Origin of the sequence: Synechococcus sp. MU1651 (assembly GCF_023630635.1) — a bacterium.
GTDB lineage: Bacteria > Cyanobacteriota > Cyanobacteriia > PCC-6307 > Cyanobiaceae > Parasynechococcus.
The window spans coordinates 65,488-81,848 of the sequence record NZ_JAKUHJ010000004.1 but is presented as its reverse complement, the minus strand read 5'-3'; the positions used below and the strand labels follow the sequence as shown (position 1 = coordinate 81,848).

19 protein-coding genes are annotated in these 16,361 nt (G+C 61.6%); 11 read left to right on the top strand and 8 right to left on the bottom strand.

Features of this window, described 5'->3' with window-relative positions; all coding sequences use genetic code 11:
* Position 1: 1 nt before the first annotated feature.
* Genes patR through NCN05_RS05370 form a run of 5 tightly spaced genes read left to right on the top strand, consistent with a single transcriptional unit; the run spans position 2 to position 4,393 of the window.
* Positions 2 to 622 carry a heterocyst master regulator PatR gene (patR, locus tag NCN05_RS05390; RefSeq protein WP_250397303.1) on the top strand — a complete coding sequence of 207 codons (621 nt, stop codon included), beginning with the start codon at positions 2 to 4 and terminating at the stop codon, positions 620 to 622.
* Positions 622 to 1,269, top strand: coding sequence for a hypothetical protein (locus tag NCN05_RS05385; protein WP_250397302.1), 648 nt, complete (start codon positions 622 to 624; stop codon positions 1,267 to 1,269). The genes patR and NCN05_RS05385 overlap by 1 nt, the downstream gene beginning before the upstream one ends.
* Positions 1,266 to 2,474, top strand: a complete 1,209-nt coding sequence (gene larC, locus NCN05_RS05380; protein ID WP_250397301.1) for a nickel pincer cofactor biosynthesis protein LarC — start codon at positions 1,266 to 1,268, stop codon at positions 2,472 to 2,474. Before NCN05_RS05385 ends, larC begins: the two co-directional genes overlap by 4 nt.
* Positions 2,474 to 3,388, top strand: coding sequence for a lysylphosphatidylglycerol synthase domain-containing protein (locus NCN05_RS05375; RefSeq protein ID WP_250397300.1), 915 nt, complete (start codon positions 2,474 to 2,476; stop codon positions 3,386 to 3,388). The genes larC and NCN05_RS05375 overlap by 1 nt, the downstream gene beginning before the upstream one ends.
* A 33-nt stretch (positions 3,389 to 3,421) precedes the next feature.
* The gene (locus NCN05_RS05370; protein ID WP_502988802.1) at positions 3,422 to 4,393 is read left to right on the top strand and encodes a metallophosphoesterase family protein; all 972 of its coding nucleotides are present in this window, start codon (positions 3,422 to 3,424) and stop codon (positions 4,391 to 4,393) included.
* Here the strand turns inward: NCN05_RS05370 and NCN05_RS05365 are convergent.
* Complete coding sequence (locus tag NCN05_RS05365; RefSeq protein ID WP_250397298.1) at positions 4,370 to 6,064, bottom strand: ABC transporter permease; 1,695 nt, start codon at positions 6,062 to 6,064, stop codon at positions 4,370 to 4,372. The genes NCN05_RS05370 and NCN05_RS05365 overlap by 24 nt on opposite strands.
* Before the next feature lie 64 nt (positions 6,065 to 6,128).
* Between NCN05_RS05365 and NCN05_RS05360 the strand changes: the two genes are divergently transcribed.
* Positions 6,129 to 7,199: an ABC transporter ATP-binding protein gene (locus NCN05_RS05360; RefSeq protein WP_250397376.1), complete on the top strand. Its 1,071-nt coding sequence runs from the start codon at positions 6,129 to 6,131 to the stop codon at positions 7,197 to 7,199.
* A gap of 47 nt (positions 7,200 to 7,246) precedes the next feature.
* Here NCN05_RS05360 and NCN05_RS05355 read toward each other — a convergent pair whose 3' ends face one another.
* From NCN05_RS05355 to NCN05_RS05340, 4 genes are read right to left on the bottom strand one after another with little or no spacing between them, the layout of a single operon-like run.
* On the bottom strand, positions 7,247 to 7,393 hold the full coding sequence (locus tag NCN05_RS05355) for a hypothetical protein (RefSeq protein WP_250397297.1): 147 nt from the start codon (positions 7,391 to 7,393) through the stop codon (positions 7,247 to 7,249).
* A gap of 53 nt (positions 7,394 to 7,446) precedes the next feature.
* On the bottom strand, positions 7,447 to 8,562 hold the full coding sequence (locus tag NCN05_RS05350) for a CobW family GTP-binding protein (protein WP_250397296.1): 1,116 nt from the start codon (positions 8,560 to 8,562) through the stop codon (positions 7,447 to 7,449).
* Positions 8,563 to 8,581: 19 nt separating this feature from the next.
* Positions 8,582 to 8,872 (bottom strand): 4a-hydroxytetrahydrobiopterin dehydratase, encoded by a 291-nt coding sequence (locus tag NCN05_RS05345; protein WP_250397295.1) that lies wholly within the window; start codon positions 8,870 to 8,872, stop codon positions 8,582 to 8,584.
* Positions 8,873 to 8,914: 42 nt separating this feature from the next.
* Entirely contained in the window at positions 8,915 to 9,532 is a 618-nt protein-coding gene (locus NCN05_RS05340) for a secondary thiamine-phosphate synthase enzyme YjbQ (protein ID WP_250397375.1), read from the bottom strand.
* Between the two features lie 52 nt (positions 9,533 to 9,584).
* On the opposite strand from NCN05_RS05340, the gene NCN05_RS05335 reads away from it, so the two are divergent.
* The gene (locus NCN05_RS05335) at positions 9,585 to 9,992 is read left to right on the top strand and encodes a thiol-disulfide oxidoreductase DCC family protein (RefSeq protein WP_250397294.1); all 408 of its coding nucleotides are present in this window, start codon (positions 9,585 to 9,587) and stop codon (positions 9,990 to 9,992) included.
* A gap of 7 nt (positions 9,993 to 9,999) precedes the next feature.
* On the opposite strand, the gene NCN05_RS05330 is transcribed toward NCN05_RS05335, so the two are convergent.
* Positions 10,000 to 10,206, bottom strand: coding sequence for a hypothetical protein (locus tag NCN05_RS05330; protein WP_250397293.1), 207 nt, complete (start codon positions 10,204 to 10,206; stop codon positions 10,000 to 10,002).
* Here NCN05_RS05330 and NCN05_RS05325 point away from each other — a divergent pair.
* From NCN05_RS05325 to NCN05_RS05315, 3 genes are all read left to right on the top strand, one after another.
* The gene (locus NCN05_RS05325; RefSeq protein WP_186541953.1) at positions 10,191 to 11,699 is read left to right on the top strand and encodes a carboxypeptidase M32; all 1,509 of its coding nucleotides are present in this window, start codon (positions 10,191 to 10,193) and stop codon (positions 11,697 to 11,699) included. The two genes, NCN05_RS05330 and NCN05_RS05325, sit on opposite strands and share 16 nt — an antisense overlap.
* A 62-nt stretch (positions 11,700 to 11,761) precedes the next feature.
* A complete protein-coding gene (locus NCN05_RS05320; RefSeq protein WP_250397292.1) occupies positions 11,762 to 12,349 on the top strand; it encodes an inorganic diphosphatase in 588 nt (195 codons plus the stop codon).
* Positions 12,350 to 12,611: 262 nt separating this feature from the next.
* The gene (locus NCN05_RS05315; protein ID WP_250397291.1) at positions 12,612 to 13,115 is read left to right on the top strand and encodes a L,D-transpeptidase; all 504 of its coding nucleotides are present in this window, start codon (positions 12,612 to 12,614) and stop codon (positions 13,113 to 13,115) included.
* Here the strand turns inward: NCN05_RS05315 and hemC are convergent, their stop codons facing one another.
* A complete protein-coding gene (hemC, locus tag NCN05_RS05310) occupies positions 13,116 to 14,069 on the bottom strand; it encodes a hydroxymethylbilane synthase (RefSeq protein ID WP_115009473.1) in 954 nt (317 codons plus the stop codon).
* 137 nt (positions 14,070 to 14,206) lie between these two features.
* Between hemC and NCN05_RS05305 the strand changes: the two genes are divergently transcribed.
* Positions 14,207 to 14,674: a hypothetical protein gene (locus tag NCN05_RS05305; protein ID WP_250397290.1), complete on the top strand. Its 468-nt coding sequence runs from the start codon at positions 14,207 to 14,209 to the stop codon at positions 14,672 to 14,674.
* Between the two features lie 193 nt (positions 14,675 to 14,867).
* Here the strand turns inward: NCN05_RS05305 and rpoD are convergent, their stop codons facing one another.
* Positions 14,868 to 16,259, bottom strand: coding sequence for an RNA polymerase sigma factor RpoD (gene rpoD, locus NCN05_RS05300; protein WP_250397289.1), 1,392 nt, complete (start codon positions 16,257 to 16,259; stop codon positions 14,868 to 14,870).
* Positions 16,260 to 16,361: the final 102 nt, after the last annotated feature.

Below are 16,361 nucleotides of genomic sequence, written 5' to 3'. Positions count from 1 at the left end.
AATGCGCGCCCATCCGATTCCCCCGGTCACAGAGCCGTTGCAGTACCGGGCCATCGGTCTTGTGCGCGGCACTTACGCCCCAACCGACCCCGAGCAACTCACCCGTGGCACCTTGATCGATGCCCAGGGGGTCCCCCTGGAAACCGTCGTGCTCGGTCGGGTGCTCACCCTGATGAGGCGGCATCTGCCCCTGGATCAACCTCACCTCTGGGTCGTTTATCCCAGAAGCCGTGAAAGTGATCATCTGCATCTGCAGATCGCTGGGGTCTGGGAACCCAGCACGCTTGCACCGGATCAAGCCGATGCCGCCGACACCCTGCCGGAAGGGGACGACTTCTTCTCCGTTCGAGGCGAGTTGATCTTCACAAAGCCTGAAACCGGCGAAATGGTGGTGAAGGTGCGGCAGCAGGCCCGTGCCGACGGCCACCGTCCGCTTCCCTTCAAGCTCCAGATCAAGGGAGAGCTTCCCCTCGAAAACCTGCGTCACTTCGTCAGCCTTGACCTGCGCCGCCAGGGCCAGGAACTGCACCTCGAAAATCACGACGTGATTGCTCCGATGCCGACCCGTGGCGGCAAATCCAAGGGAGGTCGTGGCCGTGCTACCTCCCGCGCTCGCAGCTGATGGCCGAGGGGGGGCAGGGCTCGACGGGGGCACTTCGGGCCGGCATTGCCGTTGCCGGCATCACTGCCCTCGGCGCTTTTGGTCCTGTCCTGGGTCTGTCTGCTGCCTGGATCGTTGTGGCGGTGGGGGGTGCACTGGTCACCCTCAGCGTTGATGCCGCCACCTGGGAAGGCATGGGCGGACACATCCTTGCCGAAGCTTTGCCGGGTGGGGAGGAGCGTCTGCATCGGATTGCGGTGCATGAGGCGGGTCATGTTCTGATCGCGGAAGCGGAGCAACTTCCGGTTCAGCAGGTGCTGGTGGGAACCCTTGCCTGTGTGCGTGCAGGACTGCGCAGCAGCGGCGCCACGGAGTTCGCCGTGCCGGATAGCGTCCGCATGCCGCTTGAGGATCTACGCCGTTGGAGCCGGGTTCTTCAGGCCGGCATCGCCGCTGAGACCGTGGTTTTCGGCAAGGCCCGTGGTGGGGCCGATGACCGCGCTTTGCTGGGACGGCTTTGGGGACTGTCGGGCCATGACGTGGCCACCGCCCAGCGGGAGCAGCGCCGCGCCCGGCGGGAGATTGAGCAGCAGTTGCGTCAGCAGCGGGAGGTGCTTGACCAGCAGGCCGTTGTTCTGTTGGAGGCGGCTCCGCGTCTGGGGCGATGAGCGCGCTTTGGATTGATGCGCCAACAGGGTTGGCAGGGGACATGCTCCTGGCCGCACTGTTCGATTTGGGTGTGGACCAGGCCGTGGTGGAGTCGCCTCTGGCGGCCCTCGGTTTGGCGGGGAGCTATCGCCTTACCCGGCAGGAGGCGCGCAGTGCTGGTCTCCGAGGGGTCCGCGTTGATGTGGAGGGTCTTGAGGATCAGCCGCCCCACCGCCATTGGTCGGGGATCCGTGATCAGATCAATGCAGCTGCTTTGGCGCCTTCGCTGAAGCAACGGGTGCTGGCCGTGTTCACCCGTCTGGCGGAAGCCGAAGCCACCGTGCATGGAACTCCGGTGGAGGCCGTTCACTTCCATGAGGTTGGAGCCATCGATGCCCTTGTGGATGTGGTGGGTGTCTGTGCGGCGATTGACGCCCTCAATCCAGCCAGGATCGTCTGTTCTCCGTTGCCTGCGGGGAGCGGAACGGTGGCAACCGCCCATGGCCTGTTGCCCGTGCCCGTTCCCGCCGTGCTTGAACTGGCACGACGTCACCGCATTCCTCTGCTTCAGGGCGGAGATCTGCCCACAGGAGAGTTGGTGACGCCCACGGGCCTCGCCCTGGTCTCGGTTCTGGCGGATCAGTTTGTCGCTCCTGAACGTTTGGTGGCTGACAAGGTTGGTGTTGGCCTCGGCCAACGCCAACTGGATCGCCCCAACCTGGTGCGCCTTGTGCTGCACACCCCAGCCGTTACTGCGGAGGCAGGTCCCCGTTGGGAGTCGTTGGTGGTGCAGGAAGCCTGGATCGATGACGCCACTCCAGAGGAGATTGCGGTGTTAGTGAATCGCTTGCGTGATGCGGGAGCGATTGATGTGGCGGTGCAGCCGTTGCTGATGAAAAAGGGCCGCAGTGGTCAGTTGCTGACGGCGCTGGTGCGGGATGGGGATGCCGACCAGCTCCGCAGCCTCTGGCTCAGTGCTGGCAGCAGCATCGGCCTGCGGGAGCGGCGCCAGGGACGCTGGGTGTTGCCGAGGCGGCAGGGTGTGCTCGAAACGCCCTGGGGCCCCGTCGCTGCCAAACAGGTGCGTCGCCCCGATGGCCGTTGCACCGTCAAAGCCGAGGCGGATGCCCTTGAGGCTCTTCAGGCCAGCACTGGGTGTTCCTTTGATGAGCTGCGGGCTGCTGTTGCAGTAGCGCCGTTCGTCAGCACGGACGATTGGGCCTAATGGGCAAGGTTCTCCGGCAACCCAAGCTCTGGATCACGCTGGCCAGCCTGATCTTCATCGCTGTGGCTCTGGCCCAGCAGGCGGGCCAACTTCGCCAGCTGAGCTTGGTGGCCAACGGTTGGTGGTGGCTGGTGCTGGGGCTGGGCCTCACCTGGCTCAGCATCCTGATCAATGGTTTGGCCTGGCGCGACCTTCTGATCTGGTTGAGACATCCTCCCCAGGGGGTTGCGGTGGTGCCGCTGTTTGTGCGGAGCAACCTGCTCAAGTACCTGCCGGGAGGGATCTGGCATCTGGTGGAGCGGGTCCGGGTGCTGCGTCCGGCGATTGGCGGCGGCCCTGCCCTGGCTGGGGTGATCCTTGATCCACTGCTGATCGTGGCGGCGTCCGTTCTTGTTGTGGTTGCTGGTGGATGGCAGCAGGGCCTTGCCCTGCTGGCTCCATGGCCCGCGCTGTTGATGATGTCCCGCTGGCGCGAGCCCCTTCTGCGTCGACTGGAGCGTTCCAAGGCAGCGCAATTGCAGTCGCTTGGCAGTGGGGCACTGGAAAGTGAGGGAAGCGGCCGCGGCGGCTATCCCTGGCGGCCCCTCAGCCTTCAGCTGCTGTTTGTGTTCTGCCGCTTTGCCGGGTTCTGGTGCAGCGTGCAGGCCTTCGGCATTCAAAGTCCGGCACCGTTCACCTGGCTTGCGGCCTTTGGTCTGGCCTACGCCGTTGGGCTGGTGGTGCCTGGTGCCCCCGGGGGGCTCGGGGTGTTTGAGGCCACCCTGCTGCTGCGTTTGGGTGCTGCCGTACCAGAGGCGCAGTTGCTCGCGGTGGTTCTCAGCTACCGACTCCTCTCCACCCTGGCTGATGTTGTTGCCAGCGGGGCCCTGGTGGCCGATCGGATGCTGGGCCAACGTTTGAAAAGCCACCGCTGACCCCTTGCTGTTGTGTTGCTGAGTCGTCGCCGGATGCTGCAGTTGGTGCTTGGCACCGGTCTTACGGCAGCGGCCCTGCCCTTGAGCGCCGCAAGGGGAGCTGTTCAACGGGTTGGGCTGATCAGCGATCTCAACAGCAGCTATGGCTCCACCCGCTACATCCCTGCAGTGGATCAAGGGCTTGATCAGCTCATTGGCCTGCAGCCGGATCTGGTGGTGTGTGCTGGCGACATGGTCGCGGGTCAGATGCGAGGCCTCACTGGTCAGCAGCTGGATGCCATGTGGCGGGGCTTTGAGACGTCGGTTCTGCAGCGGCTTCAGGCGGCGGACATTCCCCTGCTGCCAGCGATCGGGAACCATGACGGTTCACCGGGTTTCCCCGTGGATCGAGCTGCTGTGGGTCGGTTCTGGACCCCGATCCGTGAACGGATGGGATTGGCGTTTGTGGATGCCTCGCAGTTCCCGTTTCGCTACTCGGTGCTGCAGGACGGGATCTTCTGGCTGGTCTGGGATGCCAGCTCAGCCCGTGTTCCTGAGGATCAGCTGATCTGGGCACAACAGCAGTTGGCCAGCACCGAGGCACAAAAAGCTCGTGCTCGGTTTGTGGTGGGTCATCTCCCCCTGGCTGGGGTTGGTCTGGGCAAGGATCGCCCCGGTGAGGTGTTGGAGCGGGGAGGTGTACTTCAGGCCTTGATGGATGCCGCCGGCGTGCAGGCCTACATCAGTGGTCATCACCACACCTGGTTCTCCAGCCGTCGTGGCCAGCTCGATCTGATCCAGCTCGGCGCCTTGGGCAGCGGCCCCCGGCGCCTGTTGCATGGTGAAGCGCCAGCACAGCAGACCTTCACCCTGTTGGAGATCGATGGGGGCAGGGGCACCCTCCGAGAGACCACCTACGCCGTGTCCACGGGACGGCCGCTCTCTTGGTCCACACTCCCGCTCCGTCTCAATACCCGTGCTGGCTTGCTTCAGCGCAATGCTTCAGAGCGGTTGCTGCGGGGATGACGAGCCCTCACGTCTGGAGGCGTGATCCAGGGTTGGCACCAAGGCCATGGCGGCGACCAGCCCCAGAACAAGGATCATCAGGGCCGGCAACATCGCTTCGGCCAGCCGTTCATCGCCGGCGTACTGGAACACGCGCACCGAGAGCGTGTCGAAGTCAAAAGGCCGCAGGGCAAAGGTGAGGGGAAGCTCTTTCACCGTGTCCACGAACACCAGCAGCAGTCCGACGGTGATCGGTCCGCGCAAGAGAGGCAGATGCACCCGTTGGAGCACGCGCTGCCAAGGTGATCCCATCCCCGTCGCCGCCTCATCGAGGCTCGGGCTGATCCGTTCCAGGGCTGCATCCAGGCCTCCTTTCGCCACCGCCAGAAATCGATCGCTGTAGCCCCACAGCAGCAGAAGCAAGGGGGCGACCTGCCAGGGGGCGCCCGTGAGCAAAAGGGCCAGAGCCAGGACGGTGCCGGGGATGGCGTAGCCCGTTCCGGCCAGGAAGGTGAGGCTTTTCAGCCATGGGGCGCTGGACCAGCGTTTGGCGATGGCCAGCACCAGCGCTGCCGTTACCGCCAAAACAGCAGCGACCAGAGCCAGCAAAAGACTGCGGCCGCTCAGGCTGATCAGATCGTCGTTCCAGCTGGTTTGGAGCTGGTCCAAGTTGCTGGCGGCCCACAGCAGTGGGGTGCCCAGGCTCACGATCGGAGGGATCACGGCGAGCAGTTGCGCCACCCCAGCGCGGAATCCATGCAGGTGCCAAGCGGTTGCATCCCCGCCGGCGACGCCATCGCTCCAGCGCCGACTGCGCCTGCGCAGGCTGCGTTCACACACCACCAACGTCAACACGATCACTAGCGTGATCAAGGCCAAGCTGATGGCGCCTGCGGGATCGCCGTTGGACTGCCAGGTTTCCAGGATGCCCGCGGAGAGACTCGGGATGCCGAGAAGCTGCACGGCACCCAGCTCATTGACCACTTCCATGCCCATGAGAGCGACGCCGGCTCCGATCGCGGGCAGTGCAATGGGCAAGGCCACACGCCGGAAGGCTGACCAGGGACCAACCCCCAGGCTCCGGCATGCCTCCAGCTGACGCTGACCGCTGACGGAGAAACTTTCCGTGCTCAAGAGGAACACATAGGGGTAGGTCGTCAGGGCCATCACAGCAATGCCCCACCCCATGCCGTGAATGGTCCAGCTGTGGCGACTGCCCAGATCAACGAGGATCGCCGAGAGGAGATAGGCCGGCGTTGCCAGGGGAATCAGCTGGGCGATGCGCAGCCATGCCCGACCGGGAAAACGGCAGTTGCACAGCAGCCAACCGTTCGCAGTGCCAAGCAAGGTGCCCAGCGTTGCTGTTCCGAGCAGCAGCTGGATGGTGCCAACGATCTGGCGCATGCCATCGGGGCCAAGATCGCTGAAGCCGCTGTGCAAAGACGTCAGGGCCTCCCTCACCAGCGTCAACACCGGCCAGATCGCAACCAGGCCAGTGATGGAGGCGATCAGGATCAGGGCCAGCCGGGTTGGGCTTGGAACAACACTCCGGTTGGGCAGCAACTTCACTTCAGCGATGGGCCGGACACCGTTGTCGCGACGTGGTGTTGCGACATTGCCATGGAACGAGTCTGGCGATGAACGATGGGGATCTGATCGAGGGCGTGCAAACCGCACACCGGCTTCGATCATTTGTCACACTCATAAGCTCGGTCGGTTCCCAAGCTTCATCTGATCTGTGGAACAGCTGCTCCCGATGGAGCCAACGGTTGCTTTAAACGGGGTCTGGCACAGCTACGGCGACACCTCTGACGGCTGGACCCTGAAGGGGGTGGATCTTCAGGTGGCGCCAGGGGAGCTGCTGGGCCTGCTGGGCCCCTCCGGCTGTGGCAAGACCACCCTGCTCCGCTTGATTGCCGGCTTCGAACGCCCCCGGCGCGGCACGGTGCAGCTGGATCAGCGCATGGTGGCTGGAGATGGGATCTGGATGGAACCGGAACGTCGGGGCGTTGGCATGGTGTTCCAGGATTACGCCCTCTTCCCTCACCTGAACGCTTGGCAGAACGCCAGTTTCGGTTTGCCCCGGCGGAATCCCAACCGTGAGCGCGTGGCCTGGTTGTTTGCACTGCTGGGGCTGAAGGGGCTCGAGCAGCGCTACCCGCACCAGCTCTCCGGTGGCCAGCGGCAGCGGCTGGCGTTGGCACGCGCTCTGGCCCCAGCGCCCAGGGTGGTTCTGCTTGATGAGCCTTTTTCAAGCCTGGATGTGGAGGTGAGGCTCCGCCTGCGCAGTGAGCTCTCCTCCGTACTGGACGCCTGCGGTGCGAGCGGCGTGATCGTCACCCATGACCCCGGAGAAGCTCTGGCGATTTGCGATCGCGTTGCCGTCATGCGGGATGGTGTGCTGCATCAATGTGCATCGCCCCCCGAGATCGTGAGGTCACCGGCGACGCCTTTTGTTGGATCCTTTGTGCTTCAGCGCAATTTGATTCCAGTGCAGGCCCATGGCCAAGGCCAGTTGTCTTGTCTCCTGGGAGATCTGGATGCATTGGCCCCATGGGTCCAGGCGGACCGCGAAGCCTCCGGTGACTGTTGTGTGCTCGTGGATCCGCACGACATCACTGTCGTCGCCGATGCCGAAGGAGAGGCCAGCGTCCTGGGCCGTGAATTTCTGGGGGATGCATGGGAGTACCGAATCCGTGTCGCGGATGTGCTGGTGCGGGCCCACTGTCCGATCGAACAGGAGCATCCTCCCCACACCCGTTGTCGCCTCAGCTTCAGGGATGGGGCCAGAGTCACGCTGCTTCCGCTTGGCCAGGCGCTGGCATAAAAAATCCCCCGCCGCAGCGGAGGATTGGGGAAAAAGAATTGATGGTTTCAGCGTTGGTGATGACGCACCGGGATGGGCACAAGCACCGGCTGGCGTAAGCCGCCACCGCCGTTGTCATCATCGGAATCAGCCAGAAGCCACAGCAGCAGGCTGGCAAGAACAAAAACCGTTCCAAGCAGCAGTGGTTCGACCATTGAGGTTTTTCACATGTCACGCACAATAAGCACCATTCCTGGGTTCTGCTGAATCAGCTGAAACCTTTTCCTGCATCCGGTGCCACACAGGCTTGTAGTTGTTCCCGCAGTTTGTCGTGGTCGATGTCGCGGCCGATCAGCACCAATTGATTTTTGCGCTCACCGGTCCAGTCGGTGTCGTCGATGGAAAAGCGTTTGCCTGCCAGATGGAACACATGGCGGCGTTCGCTTTCGTTGAACCACAAGACTCCCTTGGCCCGAAACACCTCCTGGGGCATCTGGTTGTCGAGGAAGTTCTGGAACTTGCGCAATGCGAAGGGCCCATCACTCTTGAATGACAGGGAGGTGAATCCCTCGATGTCCTGGTGGTCACCGTGCTCATGGCTGTGGTGATGGTGTCCGTGGTCATGACCGTCCCTATGGCTGTGGTCGTGACCGTGGTCATGCCCATGGCTGTGGTCATGCTCATGGTCATGGCTGCAGTGGCCATGGTCGTGGTCGCAGTCGCTGTGATCCAGGCTCGGATCGTCGGCGGGAGAACTCACCTTGTCGGATTCGAAGAGTCCAACGCTGAGCAACAAGGCAAGAGGCACCTCCCCTTTCACCGACCGCAGGATCCGCGCATCGTTCTTGACGGCTCTGAGTTGCTGTTCGACGCTCTCAAGCCGCTCCTCTGAGACGAGGTCGCACTTGTTCAGCAGCAGGATGTCGCCATAAATCACCTGGGCCCGGCCAACTTCCGTGTCCAGAACGACGTCGTCGAAGTTTTCTGCATCGATCAAGGTGATGATCGAATCCAGGCGGGTTTGGTCCCGCAGCTCACTGCCAAGGAAGGTCATGGCCACCGGCAGGGGATCGGCCAGACCGGTGGTTTCGACGACGATGTAATCGAGCGGTTCTGGGCGTTCAATCACCCGTTCCACCGCCTCCATCAGCTCGCCGTTGATCGAGCAGCAGATGCAACCGTTGCTCAGCTCCACCATGTCTTCATCGGTGGTGACGACCAGATCGTTGTCGATCCCGATTTCACCGAACTCGTTCACCAGCACCGCGGTCTTCACCCCCTGCTGATTGCTCAGGATGTGATTCAGCAGCGTCGTTTTCCCCGCTCCGAGGAAGCCGCTGAGAATGGTGACCGGGACGCCGGGACTGGCTGGTGCGGTGGTCATGCGCAAGGGCCCACTCGACTCATGCTGGCAGCAGAGCGTCAATGGCGCTGGCCAGTTCCACATCCAGGCTGCTGAGGCCGCCGAGATCATGGGTGGTCAGGTCGATTGAAACGCGGTTGTAGACGTTGCTCCAGTTCGGATGGTGATTTTTGGATTCGGCCAGCAAGGCCACCTGTGCCATGAATCCAAAGGCCTCCACGAAGCTTTTGAACTGCAGATCGCGGTGCAGCTTGTCTCCGTTCACAACCCAATTGGGCAGGGTTGTGCTGAGTGCCGACTTCTGGGCGGCATCGAGAGGTTCAACTGGCATGGAAGCCCTGAATTACCTCTCCATCGTGGCTGGAGCCGGTTATCAGTCGCTCAGGTCATGCAATCGATCAATCATCAGATCGGTGTCGGTATCGACGCCGTCGTCGGTTTCCCAGGCGTTGGGGTTGTGGCGGGCCTGAATGGCTTGATTGATCCGTTCGCCATTGCGCAGGCTCAGCAGGGTTTGCGGCGTGGCTGAAGTGGTCTGCGTGGTGCTTTCAGGGGTGGGGCGGCTGGAGGATTCACCGAACAGGTGGCAGGCGATCGTTCTGGTGTGAGCAGCGCTGCGGTGCTCCCAGAGGTAAACGGCTTGCCAGGTGCCCAGCAGCAGTTGCCCCCTGCTGATGCTCAGGTTCAGGGTTTGGCTGGTGAGCGCGGTTCTGATGTGGGCCGGCATGTCATCAGCTCCTTCGTCGTCATGGAGATAACGGCGGTGTTCTGGAACGGCATCGGCCATCCATGCATCCAGGTCCTGCAGCACCCGTGGATCGGCGTTCTCGTTGATGGTGAGGCTGGCGCTGGTGTGCAGGCAGGTGAGATGCAGAACGCCCTGGTCCAGACCCGTGCTGCGGATCCAGGTGTTCAGCCGCCCGTCCAGTCGGGTGAATCCTCTTCCCGGGGTTGCCACTGTCATCTGATGCAGGATCTGCTGCACGCCCACCGCTCTCCAGCGTTCTTTCCTTACTTTGCGTGCTGCAGCACCGTCTGAGTCCATGGCCAGCCCATCTGCCCCCGATCTGACCCTGCTGTTTGACGGAGGTTGTCCGTTGTGTGTGCGCGAAGTTCGCTTTCTGCAGCAGCGTGACCGTCAGGCCCGGCTGGCTTTTGTCGACATTGATGCCTCTGATTACGACGCAGCGGCCCATGCCGGCATCAGTTACCGGGTGGCCATGGGCCGCATTCATGCCATCACAGTCTCCGGGGAGGTGCTGCGGGATGTGGCCGTCTTCCGTGAGGCGTATCGCCTGATTGGTCTGGGGTGGCTTTACGCACCGACCCGCTGGCCTTTGATCGGCAGCGTGGTCGATTGGGTCTATGGGATTTGGGCCGCCCGGCGGCTTCAGATCACCGGGCGCGCCGACCTTGAGACCCTCTGCCAAGGCCGCTGTGAGCTGAACTGACCCGTTCCTATCGAACGGTCTGCGGTTGTCGGTAGATCAGCTTGAGCGGCCAGAGAGCCATGGGCAGGGCGATCCCCAGGGCCAGCTGCAGCATCAATCGGCGCATCGGTCCAGAACGTCTGAACCGCTTCACCATGGCCTGCATCGCTGCTTCGATGCCACTCCAGGTGTCGTTAGGGTGATGGAAAAGGGGGCGAGATGGCTTCTGCCGCAACGGCTTGGGGGCAGCTGGGCGCCCATCTGAGAGAGACGCAGCTGCTCGGCTCGATTCAGAGCACCCTGTATTGGGACCAGAACACCCGCATGCCTTCTGCCGGGGCGTCCTGGCGAGGTGAGCAGCTCACGCTGCTGGCGACCCAGCTTCATGCTCGTCAGAGCTCTGCGGCCTATGCGGAACTGCTGGCCGCAGCGCGTCAGCATTGGAATTCCGCTGAGCGATGCCCTGAGCAGGGCCGCAATCTGGATCTGCTGGAACAGGACCTGCAGCGGCAGCAGTCCCTCGATCCAGCCCTCGTCGCCGCCTTGGCCAAGGCCAAGGCCGAGGGTTACAACCGGTGGCAGCAGGCTCGATCGGCCTCTGATTTCAGCCTCTTCGCACCGGCGCTTCAGACCCTGATTGATTTGCGTCAGGAGCAGGCCAAACAGTTGGATGAGCCGCGCTCCTGTTGGGAGACCCTGGCGCAACCCTTCGAACCGGATCTGCGTCTGGAGCGTCTCGAGGCCTTGTTTGCTCCGTTACGACAACGGTTGCCGCAATTGGTTGCTCAGGCATCCACCCGGCCACGCCCACGATCAGCGGACTGGGATCTCGAGGAGTCCAGCCAGCAAGATCTCTGTGATGAGCTGCTCGGTGCCTGGGGCCGCAATCCCGCCATCACCTGCATGGCACGTTCGCCTCACCCCTTCTCGATCACGTTGGGACCGGCCGATTACCGCATCACCACGCGTGTGGTGCCTGGCCAGCCCTTGTCGTGCTTCCTGGCTACGGCCCATGAATGGGGCCACTCCCTCTATGAACAGGGGTTGCCGGACCAGAGCCACCAATGGTTCGCCTGGCCTCTGGGACAGGCCACCTCGATGGCGGTGCATGAAAGTCAGTCGCTGTTCTGGGAGAACCGTGTTGCCCGGAGCCGTCCGTTCGCAGAGCAGTGGTGGAAGCGTTTTGCGCAGGTGGGGGCTCCCTTCAGCGGAACCCAGGACATGTGGCAGGCGATGAATCCGATGGCGCCTGGTTTGAACCGGGTGGAGGCTGATGAACTCAGCTATGGCTTGCACATCCTGATCCGCACGGATCTCGAGATTGCTCTGCTGGAGCAGGGTTTGGCGGTGAACGATCTCCCAGACGAATGGAACCGGCGCTATCAGGAACTCCTGGGGGTGCGGCCGATGAACGATGCCGAGGGATGCCTTCAAGATGTGCACTGGAGTGAAGGCCTGTTTGGCTATTTCCCCTCGTATCTGTTGGGGCACTTGATCAGTGCACAGTTGAGCGAAGCGATGGCGGAGGCCATCGGGTCTCCGGAGGAGCATGTGGAGCGCGGCGATGTCACGCCCTTGCTGGCTTGGCTGCGTGAGCACGTTCACCCGCTCGGACGCAGTGTGAATGCCGATCAACTGGTGGAAAGGGTCACCGGTCGGCCCCTGAGCACCGATGCCTTCCTCGACTATCTGGAGAACAAGCTTGATCGGCTGCAACCGGCCCCCTAGCCGCGTGCAAGTCGACGGGCTGAGGCGGCCCGTAGGATGCGCCGCGCTGTCCATCGCCGTTTATGGCCAACCTCGATCAGGCACCCAGCCGCAGCATGCCCAACCTGCTGCACGTGCTGCCGGCCTTCGCTGATGAAGCCGAACTTCGTCTCAACACGATCGTGGAGCTCAACTCCAACACGATCAACAAGTACGAGCTGATCACCGAAACCGGCCATCTCAAACTGGACCGCGTTGGGTACTCCTCGCTGGCTTACCCCTTCGCCTACGGATGCATTCCCCGCACCTGGGATGAAGATGGCGATCCCCTCGACATCGAAATCGTTGGTGTCACCGAGCCCCTGATTCCCGGTTCGATTGTGGAAGCCCGCATCATCGGCGTGATGACCTTCGACGACGGTGGTGAAGTCGACGACAAGGTGATCGCTGTGCTTGCCGACGACAAGCGCATGGATCACATCAAGAGCTGGGAAGATCTCGGTGAGCACTGGAAGAAAGAGACCACCTACTACTGGGAGCACTACAAGGATCTGAAGAAGCCTGGCACCTGCTCGGTGAACGGTTTCTTCGGCACTGAAAAGGCCGTTGAGATCATCAAGAGCTGCGAGGCTCGCTACATAGCTGAGATTGATCCCAAGTTGGTCGACTGAACGCGTTTGCGATCGATTGCTGATCATGCGGGGGATACTCCCCCGCCTTTTTCATGGCTCAGCGTCCGGCTCAGCAGCATCGAAGATCCTTCGATTGGGATGGAGCCCTCTCGTGAGACAACAGAGCTGAAGGAGGACGAAGTCGGGTCTTTGGTCTCGACCATGAGACCAAAGAGATTCTGAAGAGTTCAGCTCCAAGCCGCTACTGCTGTTTTTTCTCGCAGCAATGAATACGTTGAGACCAGTGGGTCTCGTGCGTCTCATGAAGTGGTCGTTGATGCCGGCGCTGTTGGCTGGCCTGTTAGCGGGGTCTGTTGCTCCATGTCTTGCTGCTGAACCTGTTGAGCTGGCCTTGCGGCAACCCGCTCATGCGTCGCGCATTGTGCTTGACCTCAGCAAGCGACAGATCTCCCTCATGCGGGGCGAGCAGCAGCTTGGGGCCTGGCCTGTGGCGATCGGAGATCCCAAAACCCCCACCCCAAAAGGGGAATTCGCCATCCTCAACAAGAAGGTCAATCCGATCTATGCGACCCATAAGTCGGGTCAGCGGCGGGAGCTGCGCGGACCCAGCAGCCCGATTGGTGATCGCTACATGGCTTTTCACCTCAATGGCCGCGGCGAGTTTGGGATCCATGGAACGGCGTGGCCGCACTGGGTTCAGATTCGCGCTGCCGTCAGCCTGGGCTGCGTTCGCATGCTCAACAGCCACATCCGGCAGCTGTTTGATGCTGTGGACGTGGGAACGCGTCTGGAAATTCGCAGTTGATCAGGCTTCCGGGCGGACGGTGTCGAAGATCTCTTTGAGGATCTCGCCAGCACCCTGACCTTTGAGGGTGTTGGCGAGAGCGATGCCGATGGCTTCGGCGTCGCTTGCCGCGCCACTGGCCTGGTCGCGGATCAGACGTTTGCCATCAAGGCTGGCCACCATCCCGGTGAGGATGAGTTGATCACCTTCGAAGCGGGTGTTCACGCCAATGGGAACCTGGCAGCCACCTTCCAGTTCCCGCAGGAAAGCGCGTTCGGCCAGGCAGCGCTGGGAGGTGGGGGTGTGCTCCAGCACTTTGATCGCCTCAAGCACTTCGGGCTTGCCCTCCACGCATTCAATCCCCAGGGCGCCCTGACCAACGGCGTGCAGAGAGATGTCGCCGGGGATCAGCTGGTGGATCCGATCGCCGAAGCCAAGCCGGCCCAGGCCTGCCGCAGCCAGGATCAGGCAGTCGTAATCGCCGCTATCCAATTTCTCCAGCCGGGTGATCACGTTCCCGCGAACGTCCTTGAAGATCAGGTGGGGGTAGTGGTGACGCAGCTGAGCCAGACGGCGCAGGGAACTCGTTCCCACCACAGAGCCTTCGGGAAGGGTGTCGAGTTTGTAGGCCTGGTTCTTGGTGTTCACCACCAGGGCATCGGCCGGGTCTTCCCGTTCGGTGATGCAGCCGAGCATCAGCCCCTCGGGAAGGTTGGTGGGCAGGTCTTTGAGGGAGTGGACGGCGATGTCCGCACGATCCACCAGCATCTGTGCTTCCAGTTCCTTGGTGAACAGGCCTTTGTCGCCGATCTTCGCCAAGGCGACGTCCAGGATCTTGTCGCCCTGGGTGGCCATGGCTTCCACCGTGATCTTCAGGCCGGGATGGGCCTTCTCCAGTTCCGCTTTCACCCAGTTGGTTTGCACCATGGCCAGCTGGCTGCGTCGTGAGGCGATGCGCAGTTCGGTGAGGGCCATGGAAAGGGCGAATCAGCCGCCCAGCCTACGCTTTTGGCCTTGGATTCTTTGGTTCGCATTCACGAGGTTGTGAAGCTTCGAAAGGGAAGATCTCTTTATGAAGAACACTTAACATTTGCAGGCATTGCAGCGCAGTCATGCCCGGACCCGTCGTCAATGGCGTTCGTCAGGCCGGAGCAATTGGCTCTGTTGCCCCCGACTCGCAAGAGCAGGAGCCCATGCTCCCCCTGGTGGCTGAAGGTTCCATTCGTCTGATCCTGTTGTGCAGTGGCGATGTGCTGATGGCGCGGCTGCGCCACACCACCGATCGCGATGGAGATCACGCGTATCAACTGCTGCGGCCCCGTCTGGTGCGTTCAGCCGCAGATGCCTCACACGATGCTCAGCCCAGTTGGCTGCTTCAGCCTTACCTGGAGGGGCTGACGTCGCAGCACAATCTGGTGCTGTTCAAGGGGGCGGTTGCTTCCGTGCTTGAACCGGATGCTCGCCTGCTCCAGGCCTATGCACTTGAAACTCGCCAGGAGTGTCCTTTGGAGGAAACTCCGGTGGAGCGTCTGAAGCGTGCTTTTCAGGAATTCACGGAGACTTTCGAGGCACACTCGTGAACCTGTCGCACGGTCTCTTTCTATTTATTAAAGGAAAACCCCAGTCGTGGACTGGGGTTTGATCTCTTCCGTGTGAGGAGGGCGTCTCAATTCCCTCAAGCACTCTTATAGGAGCCCTCTGCTCCATTCAGCTAGGGGGGAATGTACTTATGTATTACTCCCGTGACCGTTTGATCACGGGAGTAATGCGGGCTTACTTGATGTATTCCTTGAGCACCCCATTGCGGTTGGGGTGGCGCAATTTGCGCAGGGCCTTGGCTTCGATCTGACGGATCCGTTCACGGGTCACGTCAAAAATCTGACCAATTTCCTCGAGGGTCTTCATCCGCCCGTCGTCTAGGCCATAGCGCAGGCGCAGCACATCGCGCTCGCGGGGGCTGAGGGTGGCCAACACACCTTCCAGGTCTTCACGAAGAAGGTTCTTGGCAACGTCCTGCTCTGGATTTTCGATGTCGGCTTCGATGAAATCACCCAGGCGGGAATCCTCTTCCTTGCCGATGGGGGTCTCCAGAGAAATCGGCAGCTGGGCGCTCTTGGCGATGAAGCGAAGTTTTTCGATGGTCATCTCCATCGATTCCGCGATTTCCTCTTCCGTTGGCTTGCGGCCGAATTCCTGGGAGAGAACCTTGGTGGTCTTCTTGATCCTGGAGATCGTTTCGTAGAGGTGCACCGGCAGGCGGATGGTGCGGCTCTGGTCGGCGATGGCGCGTGTGATGGCCTGGCGAATCCACCAGGTGGCGTAGGTGGAGAACTTGTAGCCCTTTTCGTGGTCGAACTTCTCGGCTGCACGAATCAGGCCAAGGCTTCCTTCCTGAATCAGGTCTTGGAAGCTCAGGCCCCGATTCATGTACTTCTTGGCAATCGAGACCACCAGGCGCAAGTTGGATTGCACCATCTTTTCCTTGGCCCGTCGGCCCAGCATCAAGCGCCGGCGGAAGCGGATGAGCGGCATTTCCACCAAGGCCGCCCACTCTTTGTTGTCGGGTTCCCGGCCGTTGTCGCTTTCAAATTGAGCGGCCAGTTCCTCGAGATAGAGAAGATCGGCGATTTTGCGGGCCAGTTCGATCTCTTCGTCGGGACGAAGCAGGCGGATCCGACCGATTTCCTGCAGATAAACCCGGATGGAGTCTTCGGTGTAAACGCCTTTGGGGCCGATCTTGATGCTGGCCAGGGCTTTGGCCTTGGCTTCCTTCTCAGCAGCTGCGGTTTTGGCTTTCTCCTCGGCGGTTGGCTTCGCTGCCGCTGCTTTGGCTGTTGATGCCTTGGCTGTTGAAGATTTAGTCGTGGTCTTCTTGGCGGTGGCTGCTTTCTTTGTTGTGGTGGCCTTTTTCGTTGTGGTTTTGGCCTTGGTGGTTTTCGCTGCAGCCTTTTTGGTGGTTTCCGAAGCCTTGGCTTGATCTGCGGCGGCGAGCAGTTCGTCGGCCGCGGCGCTCAGGTCCTTGGCGCTCGCCTTGCTGGTTCGTCGGCGTGCGGGGGCTTTCTTGGCCTCTTTGTCGGAACTCTTGGCGACTTCCTTCACCTTGCCGTCAGCATTGGCCAGAAGAACGATGTCCGGCTTGGCAGCTTTGGTGGCAGCAGGGGTCATGGTGTAAGTCGAAGTCGGTTAGATGAGAGATGCAAGAGCGGCAGCAACGCACCAGCAGCAATGGCCGGAACCCAGAACTTCCGTTCAAACGAAAGAGAACGA